Below are 16156 nucleotides of genomic sequence, written 5' to 3' on the forward strand. Positions count from 1 at the left end.
CCCCTTCACGTGCGGGTCCTACGGCAGCGCCAGCATCCGCTCCAGCGCCAGCTTCGCGAACGCCTCCGTCTCCCGGTCCACCTCGATGCGGTTGACCAGGTTGCCCTCGGCGAGGGACTCCAGGGCCCACACCAGGTGGGGGAGGTCGATGCGGTTCATGGTGGAGCAGAAGCAGACCGTCTTGTCGAGGAAGACGATCTCCTTGCCCTCGGACGCGAAACGATTCGCCAGACGGCGGACCAGGTTCAGCTCGGTGCCGATGGCCCACTTGGAGCCGGCCGGGGCCGCCTCCAGCGTCCTGATGATGTACTCCGTCGAGCCGACGTGGTCCGCCGCGGCCACGACCTCGTGCCGGCACTCGGGGTGCACCAGCACGTTGACGCCCGGGATGCGCTCGCGCACGTCGTTCACCGAGTCCAGGCTGAAGCGGCCGTGCACCGAGCAGTGGCCGCGCCACAGGATCATCTTCGCGGCGCGCAGCTCGTCCGCCGTCAGCCCGCCGTTCGGCTTGTGCGGGTTGTAGACGACGCAGTCCTCCAGGGACATCCCCATGTCCCGCACCGCCGTGTTGCGGCCCAGGTGCTGGTCGGGGAGGAAGAGGACCTTCTCCCCCTGCTCGAAGGCCCAGTCCAGGGCCCGCTTGGCGTTGGAGGAGGTGCAGATGGTGCCGCCGTGCTTGCCCGTGAACGCCTTGATGTCGGCGGAGGAGTTCATGTACGAGACGGGCACGACCTGGTCGGCTATGCCGGCCTCCGTCAGCACGTCCCAGCACTCGGCGACCTGCTCGGCGGTGGCCATGTCGGCCATGGAGCAGCCGGCCGCCAGATCGGGCAGGACCACCTTCTGGTCGTCGCCGGTGAGGATGTCCGCGGACTCCGCCATGAAGTGCACACCGCAGAAGACGATGTACTCGGCCTGCGGGCGCGCGGCCGCGTCCCGGGCCAGCTTGAAGGAGTCGCCCGTGACGTCGGCGAACTGGATGACCTCGTCGCGCTGGTAGTGGTGGCCGAGCACGAAGACCTTGTCCCCGAGCTTCTCCTTGGCCGCGCGGGCGCGCTCCACCAGGTCCGGGTCGGACGGCGAGGGCAGGTCGCCGGGACACTCCACACCGCGCTCGCTCCTGGGGTCGGCCTCACGGCCGAGGAGCAGCAGGGCGAGGGGCGACGGCTGGACGTCGAGCTCCTGGGTCTGGGCGGTGGTCACGACACGCACCCTTTCTGTTCTGGCGACTTTTCGTCGAAATGACGCTATCTATCATAACCGGTTCACGTCACTTTGACGATGCCCATAGCGTCCATGTGACGTGAATCCCGACGGGTGCCGGTTCATTCCCGGAACGCCCCTCAAGGGCCGGTTTCCGTGCCGCACGGCGTGTGCGAGCATGAAGAGGGAGCCGAAGAAACACGCGCCCGGCCCGGAATGAATCCGCGGTCCCGCCGGTTGCAACCGTCGGCAAGCAGTCTCCGTACAACCCGGGAGAGATGTAGATGTCCGTATCGGACGAGACCAGCACCGTCACCGACGGCATCATCGTGACCGAAGCCGCCGCGGCCAAGGTCAAGGCGCTGCTCGACCAGGAAGGCCGTGACGACCTCGCGCTGCGCGTCGCCGTCCAGCCCGGCGGCTGCTCCGGCCTGCGCTACCAGCTCTTCTTCGACGAGCGTTCCCTCGACGGCGACGTCGAGAAGGACTTCGACGGGGTCAAGGTCGTCACCGACCGGATGAGCGCCCCGTACCTGGGCGGTGCCACCATCGACTTCGTCGACACCATCGAGAAGCAGGGCTTCACGATCGACAACCCGAACGCCACCGGCTCCTGCGCCTGCGGCGACTCCTTCAGCTGAGCCGGGTTCCGACCCAGGCGGCGCATGACGAAGGCGGCGGCCCCCTCCGACGGGGCCGCCGCCTTCGGGCTTTCCCCGCCCGCGTTACCGGGTGGGCGGCGCCGGCAGCCGCGCGCCGTCCTTGTGCAGCGGAACCGGCTCGCCGTGCCGGTCCACGACCTCACGGTCACCGAGCGGCGCGTCCAGCGGCACCGTCTGCCGGTACTGCTTGGCGATCAGGATGCACACCTTGTCCGGCCAGGGCGTCTCGGTCACCCGCACCGTCACCCGGCCGCCGCTCTCGCTCGCCGTCGCCTCGTAGTCGGCGCACACGCCGCCCGTGAAGGTCACGGTCAGCTCCCTGCCCTCGGCGGTGTAGCCCTCGACGTCCACCTCCCGGGTGGACGGCGCCGCGGTGGGTTCGTCACCCGGCCCGGAGGGCGTGGGAGTGGCCTGGCCGGACGGTGTCGTGGGAGCGATGTACCGCGGGTCCACCGCCGGGTGCGTCACGGTGAGCGTGCCCCGCGCGTTCGCCGGGATCACCTCGAACAGCCAGGACGGCACCAGCGCCGGACGGCCGTCCACGGAGTGCGCCGCCAGCCCGAACACCGCCTTCTCGACCGTGATCGTGTCCTGGGCCGGCAGGGTCTTCGAGGGCCCGTCGCAGGGGTTGCGCTCCTGCTCCCCGTCCAGCGGTACGGCAGTGGCGCAGCCGCCGATGCCGCCGCGCGGGCCGGGATCCGGCGTCGCGTTCATCAGGTCCAGCACCTCGCGCGCGCCCACCACCGGATAGCTGTCCCCCTTCACCGGCTCCGCGAGCCGGCCGCTGCCGCCGACCACCTGTCCCGCGGCACCGACGACCACTCCGGTCGTCCAGCCGTACGTCGGCAGCCCGCCGACCTCCGGGTCCGCGTTCACCACCCGGTTGGCGCCCCTGACCTGCCGCGCGTCGAGCTTCGCGTCGTCCTGGCCCACCGCCTTCAGCACGGGCGCGGCGGCCTTCTTCGCGGCGGCCTCGCTCACCACCGGACCGCCGGTGGGCGGAGCCGAACACGTCCCGCCCTTGCAGGTGTCGGTGCCGGGCGCGTACCGGCTGAACGTCCAGGTGCCGGGGGCGTCCCGGTCCACCCGCAGCGTGGGCCCGGACCCGTCCTGGCCGCCGATCCGCCAGGACCCGCCTTCGGCCACCGGCTTCCCGTCGATCCCCAGCGCCTTCGCCAGCGCGACCACCCGGTCCTGGGCGACCTGTCCGCGCACCCGGTACACCGGCGCCGCGTCCGGCCCCTCCGGCAGCGTGCCGTCGGCGCGGTAGGTGGCGCCGTACGGGTTGGGCTCACCGGGGGCGATGCCGTTCGCACCGTCCTCGGAGGCGCCGTCGAGGGCGAGCGGCGGGGGAGTGGCGTCGCCGTTCGCCCCGGGAGCCGTACCGCCCCCGGAACCGCCGGAGGCGTTCGCGGCGAGACAGGCCCCGCCGCCCCCGACCAGCAGCACGGCCGCGGCGACCGAGGCGATCAGCGCGGGCGAACGCCGCCGTCCGGCCCCCTCACCGTCGTCGTGCTCCGCCCCGGCGACGCTCCCGCCCGCACCGGACCCCGGCCTCTCCGCCGCCGCTGCCGCCGCATCCGTCCCGGGCGTCGCGGTGCCGGAGGGCTCGGAGGCGGCGGCGTCCGGCCGTGCCGTCCCCGGCTCGGCGTCGTCGTGGTCGGGTCGCTCGGTGTTCACCGCATCGCTCCTTCGGCTGCACAGCTGTCCCTGGAGACCCTTCCCGGTCCCGCCGGGACTGCTGGTGGGTCGTATCCCGCATCCCCTTTACGGGGGACAGCGATGGGACGCGGCGGGGGAGCGCGCGGTTCCCCGGGGGCTCCCTCAGTCGCCGTACTCCGCCATGGCGTCGAGCAGCCGCGCGGACGCCGGCGGCACGCTCACCCCGTGGATCAGGGACGGAGGCACCGGCCGGGCGGCGGCCCGGTCCGGCACCGTCCAGTGGGGAGCCATCCGGGCGCAGTCGCCGCGCAGCGACGCCAGGTCCCCCTCCGGGTCAGCCGGAACATGCAACTGCGACTCGCGGTTCGTCATGTCTGCACCGTATGCACGCCGAAGGTCACGAAGAAAGATCTACTATCGGGTAGTTTCGGCTGCTTCTGCGGCTGGTCCGCACCCGGTAGCGTGAAGTGTCAACCCGCCTCCCTCAGGAGAGTCCACGCCGTGCGCATCGCAGTCACCGGCTCCATCGCCACCGACCACCTCATGACCTTCCCCGGGCGCTTCGCCGACCAGTTCGTCGCGGACCAGCTGCACACGGTCTCGCTGTCGTTCCTGGTCGACAACCTCGACGTCCGCCGGGGCGGCGTGGCCGCGAACATCGCCTTCGGGATGGGGCAGCTCGGCACCCGCCCGATCCTCGTCGGAGCCGCCGGCTTCGACTTCGACGAGTACCGGGCCTGGCTGGACCGGCACGGCGTCGACACCGAATCCGTCCGCATCTCCGACACCCTGCACACCGCCCGCTTCGTGTGCACCACGGACGCCGACCACAACCAGATCGGCTCCTTCTACACGGGCGCGATGAGCGAGGCCCGGCTGATCGAGCTGAAGACCGTCGCCGATCGCGTGGGCGGCCTCGACCTGGTCACCATCGGCGCCGACGACCCGGAGGCGATGCTCCGGCACACCGAGGAGTGCCGCTCCCGGAACATCCCGTTCGCCGCCGACTTCTCCCAGCAGATCGCCCGCATGGACGGCGAGGAGATCCGGATACTGCTGGACGGGGCGACCTACCTCTTCTCCAACGAGTACGAGAAGGGGCTCATCGAGACCAAGACCGGCTGGAGCGACGCCGAGATCCTCGGCCGGGTCGGCCACCGCGTCACCACCCTCGGCGCCCGCGGCGTCCGCATCGAGCGGGCCGGCGGGGAGACCATCGAGGTCGGCTGCCCCGACGAGGAGCGCAAGGCCGACCCGACCGGCGTCGGCGACGCGTTCCGCGCCGGGTTCCTCTCGGGCCTGGCCTGGGGCGTCTCCCTGGAGCGCGCGGCGCAGGTCGGCTGCATGCTGGCGACCCTGGTCATCGAGACCGTCGGCACGCAGGAGTACCAGCTGCGCCGCGGCCACTTCATGGAGCGCTTCACCAAGGCGTACGGCGACGAGGCGGCGACCGAGGTGCAGCACCACCTCGTCTGAGCGGAGCGTCAGGAGACCCGGCGGACCAGGTAGGCCGTCCCCCGTTCCGCCGGCTCCTCGCCCACGTACTCCTGGCCGCGCATCGCGCACCACGCCGGGATGTCCAGCCGGGCCGCCTCGTCGTCCGAGAGGACCCGCACCGTGCCGCCCACCGGCACGTCCCCGATCACCTTGGCCAGCTCGATCACCGGGATCGGGCACCGCCGCCCCAACGCGTCCACGACCAGGGCCTCGTCCCCCTCCCGCGTCAGGACCTCCCCGGCGGACACAGGGGCGCCCAGCTTCTCCCGCACCCCCGCCACCACTCCCGGCAGGGCGGCCAGGAACCGCTCGACGTCCTCCTCCCGCGTCCCCGGCGGCAGCGAGAGGCGGACGTTGCCCTCGCTGAGCACGCCCATCGCCTTCAGCACATGGCTCGGCGTCAGCGTGCTGCTGGTGCAGGACGACCCGGAGGAGACGGAGAAGTCCGCGCGGTCCAGCTCGTGCAGCAGTGTCTCCCCGTCGACATAGAGACAGGAGAAGGTGACGATGCCCGGCAGCCGCCGCTCCGGATCGCCGACCACCTCCACGTCCGGCACCAGGCGCGGCACCCGCGCCCGGATCCGCTCCGTCAACTCCCGCAGCCGTACCGCCTCCTCGGCCGCCTCCGCGCGCACCGCCCGCAGCGACGCCGCCGCGGCCACGATCGCCGGCAGGTTCTCGAACCCGGCCGCCCGGCCCGACTCCCGCTCGTCGCGCGGCCCCTGGGGAGCGAACCGCACCCCCTTGCGCACGGCCAGCAGCCCCACCCCCGGAGGGCCGCCCCACTTGTGCGCGCTCGCCGCGAGCAGCGACCAGCCGCCCCCGACCGGCCCCCAGCCCAGCGACTGGGCCGCGTCCACCAGCAGCGGCACCCCGGCCGCCCGGCACGCCTCGGCCACCTCCGCCACCGGCTGCACGGTCCCCACCTCGTGGTTGGCCGACTGAAGACAGGCCAGCGCGGTGCCCGGCCGCAGCGCCTCGGCGAACTCCCGCGCGTCCACCGCGCCCACGCGGTCCACCGCGACCTGCGTGACCGTCCCGCCGTCCGCCTCGTGCGCGTCAGCCGCATGGAGTACGGAGGAGTGTTCGACCGCGGACACGATCAGGTGACGTCCGGTCCGTCGCCGTCCCGCCAGCGCACCCGCGATCCCGGAGTGCACCGCCCGGGTCCCGGACGGGGTGAACACCAGCTCGTCCGGCCGGCACCCCACGGCTTCCGCGGCGGCCTCCCGCGCGGCGTCCAGCAGCAGCCGGGCCCGCCGCCCCTCCTTGTAGAGCCGGGCGGGATCCGCCCAGCCCTCGTCGAGCGAGGCCATCAGGGCTTGACGGGCGACGGGATGAAGAGGAGCGGCCGAAGCGGCGTCGAAGTAGGACACACCCCCACGCTAAGCGCCCGCGCGGACGCGGGGAACCGGAGGGCCGACCCCGGCCGGGCGGCGGCCGCGGGACGGCCCGCACCCCCGGCCGGTGAGGCGCCCGGTGTAACCCGCGGCGCGTACGGCACCCCTCCCCGCGACCCCCCGGAAGGCGTCGGCTAGGGTTTGGTCCGCATAAACATCCAAACCCCTGCCCGACGCAGGGCGGCGACCGACCAGCGAGAAGGCCAGGCCGCAGCCGTACAGCGCGGGCGAGACTCTCGGGAAGGCGCTACGTGAGTCCCAACGGCTCCGACCTCCCCCACGGCCTGGAAGGCGTGGGCGGTACCCCCAAGCCGCGGCGCCCGATGCGGCGGAAGCTGCTGCAGGCACTGACCGCGGGCCTGGTCCTGGCGACCGCCACCGGTTGCACATGGGAGGACTTCCCCCGCCTCGGTATGCCCACCCCCACCACGGAAGAGGCTCCGCGGATCCTCTCCCTCTGGCAGGGGTCCTGGGCAGCCGCGCTCGCCGTCGGCGTGCTGGTGTGGGGCCTGATCCTGTGGAGTGCTTTCTTCCACCGGCGCAGCCGGACCAAGGTCGAAGTTCCTCCGCAGACCCGGTACAACATGCCCATCGAGGCGCTGTACACGGTGGTCCCGCTCATCATCGTCTCGGTGTTCTTCTACTTCACCGCCCGCGACGAATCCGAGCTGCTCAGGCTCGAGAAGAAGCCCGACGTCACGGTCAACGTGGTCGGCTTCCAGTGGAGCTGGTGCTTCAACTACGTCGAGAACGTCGAGGGTTCCACGGGCGACGCCAAGAAGTCCAAGGAACTCGCGGCGATTCCGGACCGCTACCAGGAGGCCTTCCCGGCGGACGCCGGCGGTGTCTACGACTGCGGTACCCCCGGTACGCGGAACCCGCAGACGAACAACCCGGGCCCCACCCTGTGGCTGCCCGAGGGCAAGCGGGTCCGCTTCGTGCTGACCTCGCGCGACGTCATCCACTCCTTCTGGGTGGTGCCGTTCCTGATGAAGCAGGACGTCATCCCGGGCCACCCCAACGCCTTCGAGGTGACCCCCAACCGTGAGGGCACCTTCCTGGGCAAGTGCGCCGAGCTGTGCGGCGTCGACCACTCCCGGATGCTGTTCAACGTGAAGGTCGTCTCCCAGGAGCGCTACGAACAGCACCTGAAGGACCTCGTGAAGAAGGGGCAGACCGGTTACGTGCCCGCTGGCATCTCCCAGACGGAGCACGAGAAGAACCGGGAGGCGAACATCCTGTGAGCATCCTCAACGAACCCCAGGGTGCCGCGGCAGCGGAGGACTCGTACGAGAACGAGCTGCCGGTACGGCGCAGGCATCCCGGCAACGTCGTGGTCAAGTGGCTGACGACCACGGACCACAAGACGATCGGCACGCTGTACTTGGTGACGTCGTTCGCGTTCTTCTGCATCGGTGGCGTCATGGCTCTGGTCATGCGCGCCGAGCTGGCCCGGCCGGGCCTGCAGATCATGTCGAACGAGCAGTTCAACCAGGCGTTCACGATGCACGGCACGATCATGCTGCTGATGTTCGCGACGCCGCTGTTCGCCGGATTCGCCAACTGGATCATGCCGCTGCAGATCGGCGCGCCCGACGTGGCGTTCCCGCGGCTGAACATGTTCGCCTACTGGCTGTACCTGTTCGGCTCGCTCATCGCGGTCGGTGGCTTCCTCACCCCGGACGGCGCGGCCGACTTCGGCTGGTTCGCCTACTCCCCGCTGTCGGACGCGGTCCGCTCGCCGGGCATCGGCGCCGACATGTGGATCATGGGTCTGGCCTTCTCCGGCTTCGGCACGATCCTCGGCTCGGTCAACTTCATCACCACGATCATCTGCATGCGCGCCCCGGGCATGACGATGTTCCGCATGCCGATCTTCACCTGGAACGTGCTGCTGACCGGTGTGCTGGTCCTGCTCGCCTTCCCCGTCCTGGCCGCGGCGCTGTTCGCGCTCGAGGCGGACCGCAAGTTCGGCGCGCACATCTTCGACTCGGCCAACGGAGGGGCGCTGCTGTGGCAGCACCTGTTCTGGTTCTTCGGCCATCCCGAGGTGTACATCATCGCGCTGCCGTTCTTCGGCATCATCAGTGAGGTCATCCCGGTCTTCTCCCGCAAGCCGATCTTCGGCTACATGGGTCTGATCGGCGCGACGATCGCGATCGCGGGTCTGTCGGTGACGGTGTGGGCCCACCACATGTACGTGACCGGCGGTGTGCTGCTGCCGTTCTTCTCCTTCATGACCTTCCTGATCGCGGTCCCCACTGGTGTGAAGTTCTTCAACTGGCTCGGCACCATGTGGAAGGGGTCCCTGTCCTTCGAGACCCCGATGCTGTGGTCGATGGGCTTCCTGATCACCTTCCTCTTCGGTGGTCTGACGGGCGTCATCCTGGCCTCGCCGCCGCTGGACTTCCACGTGTCCGACAGCTACTTCGTGGTGGCGCACTTCCACTACGTGGTGTTCGGCACCGTGGTCTTCGCGATGTTCGCCGGCTTCCACTTCTGGTGGCCGAAGTTCACCGGCAAGATGCTCGACGAGCGCCTGGGCAAGATCACCTTCTGGACGCTGTTCATCGGCTTCCACGGCACCTTCCTCGTCCAGCACTGGCTGGGTGCCGAGGGCATGCCGCGCCGGTACGCGGACTACCTCGCGGCCGACGGCTTCACCGCGCTGAACACCGTCTCCACGATCGCCTCGTTCCTGCTCGGCCTGTCGATCCTGCCGTTCTTCTACAACATCTGGAAGACGGCCAAGTACGGCAAGCCGGTCGGCGTCGACGACCCGTGGGGCTACGGCCGCTCCCTGGAGTGGGCGACCTCCTGCCCGCCGCCGCGGCACAACTTCCTCACCCTGCCGCGGATCCGCAGTGAATCCCCGGCGTTCGACCTGCACCACCCGGAGATCGCCGCGCTCGACGAGCTCGAGAACGCCGGTCACGGCGAGAAGGCCCTCGCTGGGGGCAAGGAGGCCGGCAAGTGAAGATCCAGGGCAAGATGTTCATGTGGCTGAGCGTCTTCCTCCTCGCCATGGCGGTCGTCTATGGCGTGTGGTCGAAGGAGCCGGCCGGCACCACCGCCCTCTTCCTGGCCTTCGGCCTGGCCATCATGATCGGCTTCTACCTGGGCTTCACGGCCAAGCGGGTGGACGTCGGGGCGCAGGACGACAAGGAGGCGGACGTCGCCGACGACGCCGGCGAGGTCGGGTTCTTCAGCCCGCACAGCTGGCAGCCGCTCTCCCTGGCCGTCGGCGGTGCCTTCGCCTTCATGGCCGTCGCGATCGGCTGGTGGCTGATGTACTTCTCGGCGCCGCTGCTCCTGATCGGCATCTGGGGCTGGGTCTTCGAGTACTACCGCGGTGAGAACCGCACCCAGTAGCACACGGCACCGCACTCAGGGGCCCGGACACTCCGTCAGGAGCGTCCGGGCCCCTCGCGTCGTCCGCCCGCCTCACCCGTTCGGGCCGCCCAGGCAGCCGTGGCCGGTACGGCTTCCTAGCGTGAGGCCATGAGACACACAGAGTCCCCTCGCGGCGCGTCCGCCGGCCGCCCGAGCCGCGTCGCCGGCTGCGCGCTGCTGGTGATCGCCCTCGGCGCGGGCGCCACCGGCTGCGCCTCGGACGGCAACCCGCTGTCCGCGGAGCCGTACGACGCGGCGGACCGGATCTCCTTCAGCGGGTCCGTCGAGGCGGGCGGGCGGGCCGACCCCGACCAGCCCCTGGAAGTCGTCGCCGAGGACTCCGGCGGCCGCATCACGGACGTCACCGCCGTGGACGCCTCCGGGCGCCACGTGGCGGGCGAACTGGCCGCCGACGGCAGCCGCTGGCACAGCACCTCCCCGCTCGCCGCCGACGCCCGGTACACGGTCCGGGTGAGCACCGAGGACGAGGACGGGGCGCCCGGCCGCAAGGTCCTCACCTTCACCACCGGCAAGCCCGCCACCACCCCGCGCCTGGACGTCACCTTCGGCCCCGGCACGGGCACCTACGGCGTCGGCCAGCCCGTCACCGCCGAGCTGAGCGCACCCGTGAAGGACCCCGCCCAGCGGGCCGTCGTCGAACGCGCCCTGAAGGTCGAGTCCACGCCCGCCGTGATCGGCTCCTGGCACTGGGTGGACGACAGGAAGCTCCACTACCGCCCGCACGACTTCTGGCCCGCCCACGCCACGATCAGCGTGCGCGGCGCCCTCGACGGCATCAAGATCAACGACCGGCTCCGGGGCGGCCCGGCCGAGCCCCTGACCTTCCGCACCGGCGACCGGGTGATAGCCGTCACCGACGCCGCCGCCCACCAGCTGACGGTCTACAAGAACGACCAGGAGCTCAGGAAGATCCCGGTCACCACCGGCAAGCCCGGCTTCGAGACCCGCAACGGCGTCAAGGTCGTCCTGGGCAAGGAACGCTTCGTACGTATGCGCAGCACCACCGTCGGCATCGCCGAGGGCTCCGCGGAGTCGTACGACCTGGACGTCCACTTCGCCACCCGGGTGACCTGGAGCGGCGAGTACGTGCACGCCGCCCCGTGGTCCGTCGGCTCCCAGGGCTACGCCAACGTCAGCCACGGCTGCGTCGGCATGAACACCGACAACGCCCAGTGGTTCTTCGACACCGTCCGGGAGGGCGACGTCGTCAAGGTGGTGAACTCGGCCGGCGACAGCATGGAGCCCTTCGGCAACGGCTACGGCGACTGGAACCTGGACTGGCCCGCGTGGCAGGCGGGCAGCGCCCTGACCCCCGGCACGACCCGCAGCCCCCAGGAGACGGCCCGTCTCAGGCCCACGGCCGCATGACCCCAGCCGCGGGCTAGAGGGCGCCCTGCAAGGACGTCCGACGCAGCAGCGACGCCAGCGCCGAGGCGAACTCCACCGGCTCCACCGGCAGCGTCACCGCGGCCTCCGCGCGGCTCCACGTCGCCAGCCAGGCGTCCTGCGGCCGCCCGATGAGGAGCAGCACCGGCGGGCAGTTGAAGATCTCGTCCTTGATCTGCCGGCACATCCCCATGCCGCCCATCGGCACGGCCTCGCCGTCCAGCACGCACACGTCGATGCCGCCCCGGTCCAGCTCCGCCAGCACGGCCGCCGGGGTGGCGCACTCCACGAACTCCACGACGGGCACGTCCGGCGCCGGCCGCCGCCCGGTCGCGAGCCGCACCTGCTCCCGGGTGTTGGCGTCGTCGCTGTAGACCAGCACCGTGGCGGTCGCCTGCATTGTTCCTCCACGCGTAAGAGAGAGGGCACGGCTCTGTCGGGAACTTCGGGTACCGATGGCGCGGATGCTACCCCTTCCCGCCCCTTGTCAACACTGGTTCGGACACGGCTTCGAAGGGGCGTCCGGTGGGCCATCCGGGCAGTACAGGACGGGCGAACACACCGAACGGCACCCCCGGGAGTGAGGGCGGGATAAGCGACCGACATAATGTCGGCGTGGCGACAGCAACGACAGTAGATACCGGGCACGCGCACCCGTCGGTCAACCGGCCGAACCTCACCAGCGTCGGAACCATCATCTGGCTGAGTTCCGAGCTGATGTTCTTCGCGGCCCTCTTCGCGATGTACTTCACCCTGCGATCGGTGACCGGTCCGGAGTTCTGGGCCGAGAAGGCCGACACCCTGAACTTCCCGTTCTCGGCGACGAACACCACGATCCTGGTGCTCTCCTCGCTCACCTGCCAGCTCGGCGTCTTCGCCGCCGAGCGCGGTGACGTGAAGAAGCTCCGGATGTGGTTCATCGTCACCTTCATCATGGGTGCGATCTTCATCGGCGGTCAGGTCTTCGAGTACACCGAGCTGGTCAAGCACGAGGGCCTGTCCCTCTCCTCCGACCCGTACGGCTCGGTCTTCTACCTGACGACCGGCTTCCACGGCCTGCACGTGACGGGCGGTCTCATCGCCTTCCTGCTGGTCCTGGGCCGGACCTACGCGGCGCGGAGGTTCACCCACGAGCAGGCGACCGCGGCCATCGTCGTGTCCTACTACTGGCACTTCGTCGATGTCGTCTGGATCGGCCTCTTCGCCACGATCTACATGATCAAGTAGCCGGGCCCACATCCGCGCGCGCCGAACCGGCGCACCCACCAGAAGCATCGACGCAGAAGATCCTGACACCGGGGTAATCCGTGAAAAAGCTCTCCGCACGACGACGCCACCCGCTGGCGGCGCTCGTCGTCCTACTCCTCGCGCTGGCATGCACCGGGGGGCTGTACGCCGTGTTCGCACCCGCGGACAAGGCGCAGGCCGACGAAACCGCCCAGTCCCTCACCATCGAGGAGGGCAAGAAGCTCTACTCGGTCGGCTGCGCCAGCTGCCACGGCACCGGAGGTCAGGGCACGTCCGACGGCCCGAGCCTGGTGGGCGTGGGCGCCGCGGCCGTCGACTTCCAGGTGAGCACCGGCCGCATGCCGGCCGCCACCTCGCAGGCCGCGCAGATCCCGGACAAGCCGGCCGTCTACACGCAGGCCGAGATCGACCAGCTGGCGGCCTACATCGCCTCCCTGGGCGCCGGGCCGGCCATCCCGACCGCCGAGCAGTACGGCCCCGAGGGTGCCGACATCGCCAAGGGCGGTGAGCTGTTCCGCAACAACTGCGCCCAGTGCCACAACTTCACGGGCAAGGGCGGCGCGCTCACGCACGGCAAGTACGCCCCCTCCCTGGAGGGCGTCGCTCCCAAGCACATCTACGAGGCCATGCTCACCGGCCCGCAGAACATGCCCTCCTTCCCCGACAGCACGCTGTCGGAGCAGAACAAGAAGGACGTCATCGCGTACCTGCACGCGGTCAACGGCGAGGAGACCGAGAGCCCCGGCGGCCTGGAGCTGGGCGGTCTCGGCCCGGTCTCCGAGGGTCTGTTCGCGTGGATCTTCGGACTCGGCGCGCTGATCGCGGTCGCCGTCTGGGTCGCCGCTCGGACCGCAAAGGCCAAGAAGTCATGAGTAGCCAAGACATTCCTGAAGAGAACCTGCCCGCTGCGCAGGACACCACCCACGGTGCGGTGAAGCTCGCGGACGAGAAGAACCCGTTCGCCGACCCGGGCCTGCCGCCCCACGAGCACCGAGTGCAGGACATCGACGAGCGGGCCGCCAAGCGGTCCGAGCGCACGGTCGCCCTGCTGTTCACGCTGTCGATGGTGGCCACCGTCGCCTTCATCGTCGCCTACGTGACGATCCCGGTCGACCGGTCGGTCTACATCTTCCCGCTCGGTCACCTGAGCGCGCTGAACTTCGCGCTCGGCATGACCCTCGGTGTGGCCCTGTTCGCCATCGGCGCCGGCGCGGTCCACTGGGCCCGCACGCTGATGTCGGACCAGGAGCTCACCGACGAGCGGCACCCGATCGAGGCCGCCCCGGAGGTCCGGGCGAAGGTCATGGACGACTTCCGCCAGGGTGCCAAGGAGTCGGCGCTCGGCCGCCGCAAGCTGATCCGCAACACGATGTTCGGCGCGCTCGCCCTGTTCCCGCTCTCCGGCGTGGTGCTGCTGCGCGACCTCGGGCCGCTGCCCGGGACCAAGCTGCGCCACACCCTGTGGTCCAAGGGCAAGCTGCTCGTCAACATGAACACGAACGAGCCGCTGCGGCCGTCCGACATCATCGTGGGCTCGCTGACCTTCGCCAAGCCCGAGGGCCTGGAGGAGCACGACCACGGCTTCCAGACGGAGATCGCCAAGGCCGCCCTGATGCTGGTCCGCATCCAGCCGGACGACATCAAGGACAAGCGGTCGCTCGAGTGGTCGCACGAGGGGATCCTCGCGTACTCGAAGATCTGCACCCACGTCGGTTGCCCGATCTCCCTGTACGAGCAGCAGACGCACCACGCGCTGTGCCCCTGTCACCAGTCCACCTTCGACCTCGCCGACGGTGCCCGGGTGATCTTCGGCCCCGCCGGTCACGCCCTGCCGCAGCTGCGCATCGACGTGAACGAAGACGGCTACCTCGAAGCGCGCGGCGACTTCGACGAGCCCGTCGGTCCTGCCTTCTGGGAGCGCGGATGAGTACTACGACGACCCCCGAGTCCCGCTCCCGCGGGAAGGCTCCGGCCGGCGAGCGCGTCGCCGACTGGGCCGACGGCCGGCTGGGGATCTACTCCCTGGCCAAGGCCAACATGCGCAAGATCTTCCCCGACCACTGGTCGTTCATGCTGGGTGAGATCTGCCTCTACAGCTTCCTCATCATCATCCTCACGGGTGTGTACCTGACGCTGTTCTTCCACCCGTCGATGAACGAGGTGGAGTACCACGGCAGCTACGTCCCGCTGCAGGGCCAGCTGATGAGCGAGGCCTACAAGTCGACGCTGGACATCAGCTTCGACGTCCGCGGCGGTCTGCTGATCCGGCAGATCCACCACTGGGCGGCGCTGGTCTTCCTGGCCGGCATGTTCGTGCACATGATGCGCGTGTTCTTCACCGGCGCGTTCCGCAAGCCGCGTGAGATCAACTGGCTGTTCGGCTTCCTGCTGTTCGTCCTGGGCATGTTCACCGGTTTCACCGGCTACTCGCTCCCGGACGACCTGCTCTCCGGCACCGGTATCCGCTTCATGGAGGGCGCGATCCTGTCCGTGCCGATCGTCGGCACGTACATCTCGTTCTTCCTCTTCGGCGGCGAGTTCCCCGGCGACGACTTCGTGGCCCGGTTCTTCTCGATCCACGTCCTGCTGTTGCCGGGCATCATGCTCGGTCTCGTGGTGGCCCACCTGATCCTGGTCTTCTACCACAAGCACACGCAGTTCGCGGGCCCCGGCAAGACCAACAACAACGTCGTCGGCATGCCGCTGCTGCCGGTCTACATGGCCAAGGCCGGAGGCTTCTTCTTCCTGGTCTTCGGTGTCCTCGCGGCCGTCTCGGCGATCGCCACGATCAACCCGATCTGGGCGCTCGGCCCGTACCGGCCGGACATGGTCTCCACCGGCGCCCAGCCCGACTGGTACATGGGCTTCTCCGAGGGCCTGATCCGTGTCATGCCGGGCTGGGAGATCAACTTCTGGGGCCACACGCTCGTCCTGGGCGTGTTCATCCCGCTGCTGATCTTCCCGCTGGTCCTGGTCGCCATCGCGGTGTACCCGTTCATCGAGTCCTGGGTCACCGGCGACAAGCGCGAGCACCACATCCTGGACCGCCCGCGCAACGCCCCGACGCGCACCGCCTTCGGCGTCGCCTGGATCACGCTGTACTTCGTGCTCCTGGTCGGTGGTGGCAACGACATCTGGGCCACCCACTTCCACCTGTCGATCAACGCCATCACCTGGTTCGTCCGGGTCGCGTTCTTCGTCGCCCCGGTCCTGGCGTTCATCGTCACCAAGCGGATCTGCCTCGGCCTCCAGCGCCGGGACAAGGACAAGGTGCTGCACGGCCGCGAGTCGGGCATCATCAAGCGCCTGCCGCACGGCGAGTTCATCGAGGTCCACGAGCCGCTCAGCCAGGAGCAGCTGCACACCCTCACCGCGCACGAGCAGTACAAGCCGGTCGAGATCGGCCCGACGGTCGACGAGAACGGCGTCCGGCGCAAGGTGAAGGCGAGCGAGAAGCTGCGCGCCAAGCTGAGCAAGGGCTACTACGGCGAGGAAGCGCAGATCGCGAAGCCCACCGTCGAGGAGTACAAGGAGATCACCAGCGGCCACGGCCACCACTGATCCCCACCGCTCCACCGGCGTCGCCACACGACGGCGAAGGGCCCCCGTCCGTTCTGCGGACGGGGGCCCTTCGCCGTCCCCGGACCTGGATAGGGTGGTCCCTGGAACCCCTACGACCATCAG

Annotated in this window: 15 protein-coding genes; 10 read left to right on the forward strand and 5 right to left on the reverse strand. The window is 69.9% G+C overall.

Annotated features, from left to right (window positions below; translation table 11 throughout):
• Positions 1-18 precede the first annotated feature (18 nt).
• Positions 19-1203, reverse strand: a complete 1185-nt coding sequence (nadA, locus tag FHX78_RS25605; RefSeq protein WP_145869754.1) for a quinolinate synthase NadA — start codon at positions 1201-1203, stop codon at positions 19-21.
• 284 nt (positions 1204-1487) lie between these two features.
• On the opposite strand from nadA, the gene FHX78_RS25615 reads away from it, so the two are divergent.
• On the forward strand, positions 1488-1844 hold the full coding sequence (locus FHX78_RS25615) for a HesB/IscA family protein (protein ID WP_145869756.1): 357 nt from the start codon (positions 1488-1490) through the stop codon (positions 1842-1844).
• An 84-nt stretch (positions 1845-1928) separates the two neighbouring features.
• On the opposite strand, the gene FHX78_RS25620 is transcribed toward FHX78_RS25615, so the two are convergent.
• A complete protein-coding gene (locus tag FHX78_RS25620; protein WP_145869757.1) occupies positions 1929-3545 on the reverse strand; it encodes a hypothetical protein in 1617 nt (538 codons plus the stop codon).
• 144 nt (positions 3546-3689) lie between these two features.
• Positions 3690-3899, reverse strand: a complete 210-nt coding sequence (locus FHX78_RS25625; protein ID WP_145869758.1) for a hypothetical protein — start codon at positions 3897-3899, stop codon at positions 3690-3692.
• Positions 3900-4028: 129 nt separating this feature from the next.
• On the opposite strand from FHX78_RS25625, the gene FHX78_RS25630 reads away from it, so the two are divergent.
• Complete coding sequence (locus FHX78_RS25630) at positions 4029-5003, forward strand: carbohydrate kinase family protein (RefSeq protein WP_145869759.1); 975 nt, start codon at positions 4029-4031, stop codon at positions 5001-5003.
• An 8-nt stretch (positions 5004-5011) separates the two neighbouring features.
• On the opposite strand, the gene FHX78_RS25635 is transcribed toward FHX78_RS25630, so the two are convergent.
• On the reverse strand, positions 5012-6400 hold the full coding sequence (locus tag FHX78_RS25635) for a cysteine desulfurase/sulfurtransferase TusA family protein (RefSeq protein ID WP_145869760.1): 1389 nt from the start codon (positions 6398-6400) through the stop codon (positions 5012-5014).
• Positions 6401-6675: 275 nt separating this feature from the next.
• Between FHX78_RS25635 and ctaC the strand changes: the two genes are divergently transcribed.
• From ctaC to FHX78_RS25655, 4 genes are all read left to right on the forward strand, one after another.
• Positions 6676-7668 carry an aa3-type cytochrome oxidase subunit II gene (gene ctaC, locus FHX78_RS25640; RefSeq protein ID WP_373313091.1) on the forward strand — a complete coding sequence of 331 codons (993 nt, stop codon included), beginning with the start codon at positions 6676-6678 and terminating at the stop codon, positions 7666-7668.
• Complete coding sequence (gene ctaD / locus FHX78_RS25645) at positions 7665-9401, forward strand: aa3-type cytochrome oxidase subunit I (RefSeq protein ID WP_145869761.1); 1737 nt, start codon at positions 7665-7667, stop codon at positions 9399-9401. Before ctaC ends, ctaD begins: the two co-directional genes overlap by 4 nt.
• Complete coding sequence (locus tag FHX78_RS25650) at positions 9398-9796, forward strand: cytochrome c oxidase subunit 4 (RefSeq protein ID WP_145869762.1); 399 nt, start codon at positions 9398-9400, stop codon at positions 9794-9796. The genes ctaD and FHX78_RS25650 overlap by 4 nt, the downstream gene beginning before the upstream one ends.
• A 129-nt stretch (positions 9797-9925) precedes the next feature.
• A complete protein-coding gene (locus FHX78_RS25655) occupies positions 9926-11206 on the forward strand; it encodes a L,D-transpeptidase (RefSeq protein ID WP_145869763.1) in 1281 nt (426 codons plus the stop codon).
• A 13-nt stretch (positions 11207-11219) separates the two neighbouring features.
• Here FHX78_RS25655 and FHX78_RS25660 read toward each other — a convergent pair whose 3' ends face one another.
• On the reverse strand, positions 11220-11624 hold the full coding sequence (locus FHX78_RS25660; RefSeq protein WP_145869764.1) for a response regulator: 405 nt from the start codon (positions 11622-11624) through the stop codon (positions 11220-11222).
• Between the two features lie 215 nt (positions 11625-11839).
• Here FHX78_RS25660 and ctaE point away from each other — a divergent pair, with 215 nt between their 5' ends.
• From ctaE to qcrB, 4 genes are all read left to right on the forward strand, one after another.
• Positions 11840-12451 (forward strand): aa3-type cytochrome oxidase subunit III, encoded by a 612-nt coding sequence (gene ctaE, locus FHX78_RS25665; RefSeq protein ID WP_142195845.1) that lies wholly within the window; start codon positions 11840-11842, stop codon positions 12449-12451.
• A gap of 80 nt (positions 12452-12531) precedes the next feature.
• Positions 12532-13344, forward strand: a complete 813-nt coding sequence (gene qcrC, locus FHX78_RS25670) for a cytochrome bc1 complex diheme cytochrome c subunit (protein WP_145869765.1) — start codon at positions 12532-12534, stop codon at positions 13342-13344.
• Positions 13341-14399: a cytochrome bc1 complex Rieske iron-sulfur subunit gene (gene qcrA / locus FHX78_RS25675; RefSeq protein WP_145869766.1), complete on the forward strand. Its 1059-nt coding sequence runs from the start codon at positions 13341-13343 to the stop codon at positions 14397-14399. The genes qcrC and qcrA overlap by 4 nt, the downstream gene beginning before the upstream one ends.
• Complete coding sequence (gene qcrB / locus FHX78_RS25680) at positions 14396-16033, forward strand: cytochrome bc1 complex cytochrome b subunit (protein WP_145869767.1); 1638 nt, start codon at positions 14396-14398, stop codon at positions 16031-16033. The genes qcrA and qcrB overlap by 4 nt, the downstream gene beginning before the upstream one ends.
• Positions 16034-16156 lie beyond the last annotated feature (123 nt).

Origin of the sequence: Streptomyces capillispiralis, from assembly GCF_007829875.1 — a bacterium.
Lineage (GTDB): Bacteria > Actinomycetota > Actinomycetes > Streptomycetales > Streptomycetaceae > Streptomyces > Streptomyces capillispiralis.

Excerpts from the sequence above, each read along its gene's own strand:
- FHX78_RS25660 (WP_145869764.1), bottom strand. The coding sequence starts at position 11,624 with ATGCAGGCGACCGCCACGGTGCTGGTCTACAGCGACGACGCCAACACC.
- FHX78_RS25625 (WP_145869758.1), bottom strand. The coding sequence starts at position 3,899 with ATGACGAACCGCGAGTCGCAGTTGCATGTTCCGGCTGACCCGGAGGGG.
- qcrA (WP_145869766.1), top strand. The coding sequence starts at position 13,341 with ATGAGTAGCCAAGACATTCCTGAAGAGAACCTGCCCGCTGCGCAGGAC.
- FHX78_RS25655 (WP_145869763.1), top strand. The coding sequence starts at position 9,926 with ATGAGACACACAGAGTCCCCTCGCGGCGCGTCCGCCGGCCGCCCGAGC.
- FHX78_RS25615 (WP_145869756.1), top strand. The coding sequence starts at position 1,488 with ATGTCCGTATCGGACGAGACCAGCACCGTCACCGACGGCATCATCGTG.
- qcrB (WP_145869767.1), top strand. The coding sequence starts at position 14,396 with ATGAGTACTACGACGACCCCCGAGTCCCGCTCCCGCGGGAAGGCTCCG.